The 2449-nt window shown below is 57.5% G+C and carries 5 protein-coding genes; 2 read left to right on the top strand and 3 right to left on the bottom strand.

Annotation, left to right across the window (positions count from 1 at the left end):
• On the bottom strand, nt 1–108 hold a 108-nt coding region (locus tag EN964_RS31825; protein WP_164776171.1), incomplete at its 3' end, for a DUF2934 domain-containing protein.
• A gap of 303 nt (nt 109–411) precedes the next feature.
• Between EN964_RS31825 and EN964_RS31820 the strand changes: the two genes are divergently transcribed.
• Nucleotides 412–669 (top strand): hypothetical protein, encoded by a 258-nt coding sequence (locus EN964_RS31820; RefSeq protein WP_127267547.1) that lies wholly within the window; start codon nt 412–414, stop codon nt 667–669.
• Between the two features lie 10 nt (nt 670–679).
• Here EN964_RS31820 and EN964_RS31815 read toward each other — a convergent pair whose 3' ends face one another.
• Nucleotides 680–916, bottom strand: a complete 237-nt coding sequence (locus tag EN964_RS31815; protein ID WP_127267548.1) for a hypothetical protein — start codon at nt 914–916, stop codon at nt 680–682.
• Between the two features lie 96 nt (nt 917–1012).
• Complete coding sequence (locus EN964_RS31810; RefSeq protein ID WP_127272420.1) at nt 1013–1465, bottom strand: hypothetical protein; 453 nt, start codon at nt 1463–1465, stop codon at nt 1013–1015.
• Between the two features lie 195 nt (nt 1466–1660).
• Here EN964_RS31810 and EN964_RS31805 point away from each other — a divergent pair, with 195 nt between their 5' ends.
• Nucleotides 1661–2443 carry a DUF1236 domain-containing protein gene (locus EN964_RS31805; protein ID WP_127272419.1) on the top strand — a complete coding sequence of 261 codons (783 nt, stop codon included), beginning with the start codon at nt 1661–1663 and terminating at the stop codon, nt 2441–2443.
• Nucleotides 2444–2449 lie beyond the last annotated feature (6 nt).

Here is a 2449-nt window from a genome sequence, read left to right as displayed (position 1 = left end):
CTCCTGCACGGCCTGGTCCCAGTGCTCCTGCTCGCGGCCAGCCGGCCGGCCCTCTTGTTCCCAGATTTCATGGGCTCGCCGTTTGATCTTTTCTTCCCTGCTGTCCATGGCCAGATCCTCCAATTCGTCAGTCTCAATTCCGGGCCATATTTTTTGTTCCTCCTCTGTCGGGAACAGCCGCTGCCGGAGCCGCGATTTCGGGGAAGGCGCTTGTGGATTGCGTGGGACGAAACCGCTTGGTAATTTTCGTACTGATATTTTTTCGTGACACACCGATGCCCGCAGCTTTATGAATCTGGCTATCGGCCAGCGCCGAGCACGTCCCTCTCCGATCCCACTGCCCGGCGCTCAATGCCTGATCGCCCGCCGCACCGATATGGCGGGCTGTTGCTTCGATTTGAGGTGACGCCCATGCGGGAATTGCCGAAAGACATCGACGCTGATGTGGTCATCGAAATCAGCAAGCTGCTGGACGACAGCCCGCTTTTCGTCCCGGTACGGGTTCATGAACTTGCGGCCAGGGTGAGGCAGAGGGTGAAGACCGGTCTGCCGGATCTTTCGATCGAAGAACTGATCGTGGAGATGGCCTCCGTACGTCAGCTGGCCATGGCCTTCGATCTGCCTGGATCGGAGAATGTCGTGCAAATCCCGGTGCGGTATAGCCGCTAGCACTGCGGCATCACACGCTCCATCCGGAGGTCAGGACAAGCGATGCCTCAAACATCTGCGCACCGACCTCATCGCGTACTTTGACGGTTACCTTGACGAAATCGCAGTCGGGCATTTCGTCTTGGGCAACATCCTGCAAAATACGAATTGCTTCCGCTCTGGCTTGTTCCCGGGATTCGAACAGCTGCCCGTTATCATCGGGTATCGCGCCGTCACCGTTTTGAAGATCGAAATAATACCGCTTCATTTTCGGGCCACGCTGGAAACATCTGGCGGGTCAATGATTTCGGTTCATTGGTGGTTCCTGCACGCTCGGCGGCCGTGCTGGTGAAGACGTGGTCGTTCAACGCACCGCAGCGCGAAGCGCCGATAGGAAAAGCACAAGCAACGCCAAGGCGTTGAGGCCGGCGGCGATGGCATGCGAATACTCCCATTGCCGCCGCAGCAGCTCCCAGTTTTCAGGCAGGACAGTCCAGTTCCGGGTCGCCTGATTGATTGGATAGGTCAGCGTCCAGAAGGCAAATTGCGTGGCGCCGATGCTGAGAAAGGCGACAACAACCAAGCCGAAAGATGCACTCGCTCGGTAGAGCAGGATCGCCAGGGCGGCCGTAGAGAGCAATGCTCCCAGCACTACGATGCCGAACAGGCTCCATCCATCATAGGCGCGTTGCGCAGCCAGATAGTTCGGCCCGTCGAGCTTCATCTTGTTGAACATCGTGAAGAAATGCGCGGCGGCCGGAACGAAAGCCAATACAACGAAAATGAAGCTGACCACTCTCAGACTATAAATTGCCATATCCGGTCTCCTCTCAGGAGAGAGCTAGGGCAATCGGCAGAGTTGAAAAGGTCGTTTTAGCGGCGGCTTTCGCCCGCGATCGTATGATCTCAAGCGAGGTCGTTTTTTAGCCCTCACTCAACTATCTCGGAACATTTTTTTTGGGTGCTGGTTCTACGCACTGAAGGGACGAATCTTACCCAGGGAGATTTCCCCATGAAACATGTTCTCATTACCAGCATGCTGGCGATCGGGCTCGGCTGTGGAACGGCGATGGCTCAGACACAACAGCCCGAAAGCCAGTCTGGCGCAGACGCCAATTGCGCTTCCGGGCAAGCTGGCTGCCAGAATGGTTCCAAGATGGGCGAGCAGGCTCAGGACAAGACCAAGCTGAAGACTGACGAGCAGGCACAGGGCAAGGCCGGCACCACCACCGACCAGCAGGCTCAGGACAAGACCAAGCTGAAGACCGACGAGCAGGCTCAGGGCAAGGCCGGCACAACCGATCAGCAGGCCCAGGACAAGACCAAGCTGAAGACTGACGAGCAGGCTCAGGGCAAGGCCGGCACCACCACCGACCAGCAGGCTCAGGACAAGGCCAAGATGCAAACCGACGAGCAGGCTCAAGGCAAGGCCGGCACCACCACCGACCAGCAGGCTCAGGACAAGACCAAGACGCAAACCGACGAGCAGGTCCAGGGCAAGGCCTCGACGCAGGATACGACGTCGACCGGTTCCATCAACAACGTGACGGTGGAGCAGAAAACCGAAGTCACCCAGATCATCCGGGAGACGAAAGTGGAGCCTGTGTCCAACGTCGATTTTGACATCACCGTCGGCGTCGAAGTTCCGCGGCAAAAGGTCAGGCTGCATCGTTTGCCGGCTCGTATCGTCAAGATCGTTCCCGCTTACGAAAGCTACGAGTATTTCGTGCTTGCGGACGGCCGGATCGTGATCGTTGATCCGGATACGTTCAAGATCGTCCTGATTTTGACCTGATATGTC

The organism is Mesorhizobium sp. M7A.F.Ca.CA.001.10.2.1 (genome assembly GCF_003998575.1).
GTDB lineage: Bacteria > Pseudomonadota > Alphaproteobacteria > Rhizobiales > Rhizobiaceae > Mesorhizobium.
Note: the sequence above shows the minus strand (reverse complement) of the source record. Positions and strands in the feature narration are given on the sequence as shown.

What these genes read in the sequence shown, in the direction of transcription:
- EN964_RS31820 (WP_127267547.1), top strand. Translation starts at nt 412, where the DNA reads ATGCGGGAATTGCCGAAAGACATCGACGCTGATGTGGTCATCGAAATC.
- EN964_RS31815 (WP_127267548.1), bottom strand. Translation starts at nt 916, where the DNA reads ATGAAGCGGTATTATTTCGATCTTCAAAACGGTGACGGCGCGATACCC.
- EN964_RS31810 (WP_127272420.1), bottom strand. Translation starts at nt 1,465, where the DNA reads ATGGCAATTTATAGTCTGAGAGTGGTCAGCTTCATTTTCGTTGTATTG.
- EN964_RS31805 (WP_127272419.1), top strand. Translation starts at nt 1,661, where the DNA reads ATGAAACATGTTCTCATTACCAGCATGCTGGCGATCGGGCTCGGCTGT.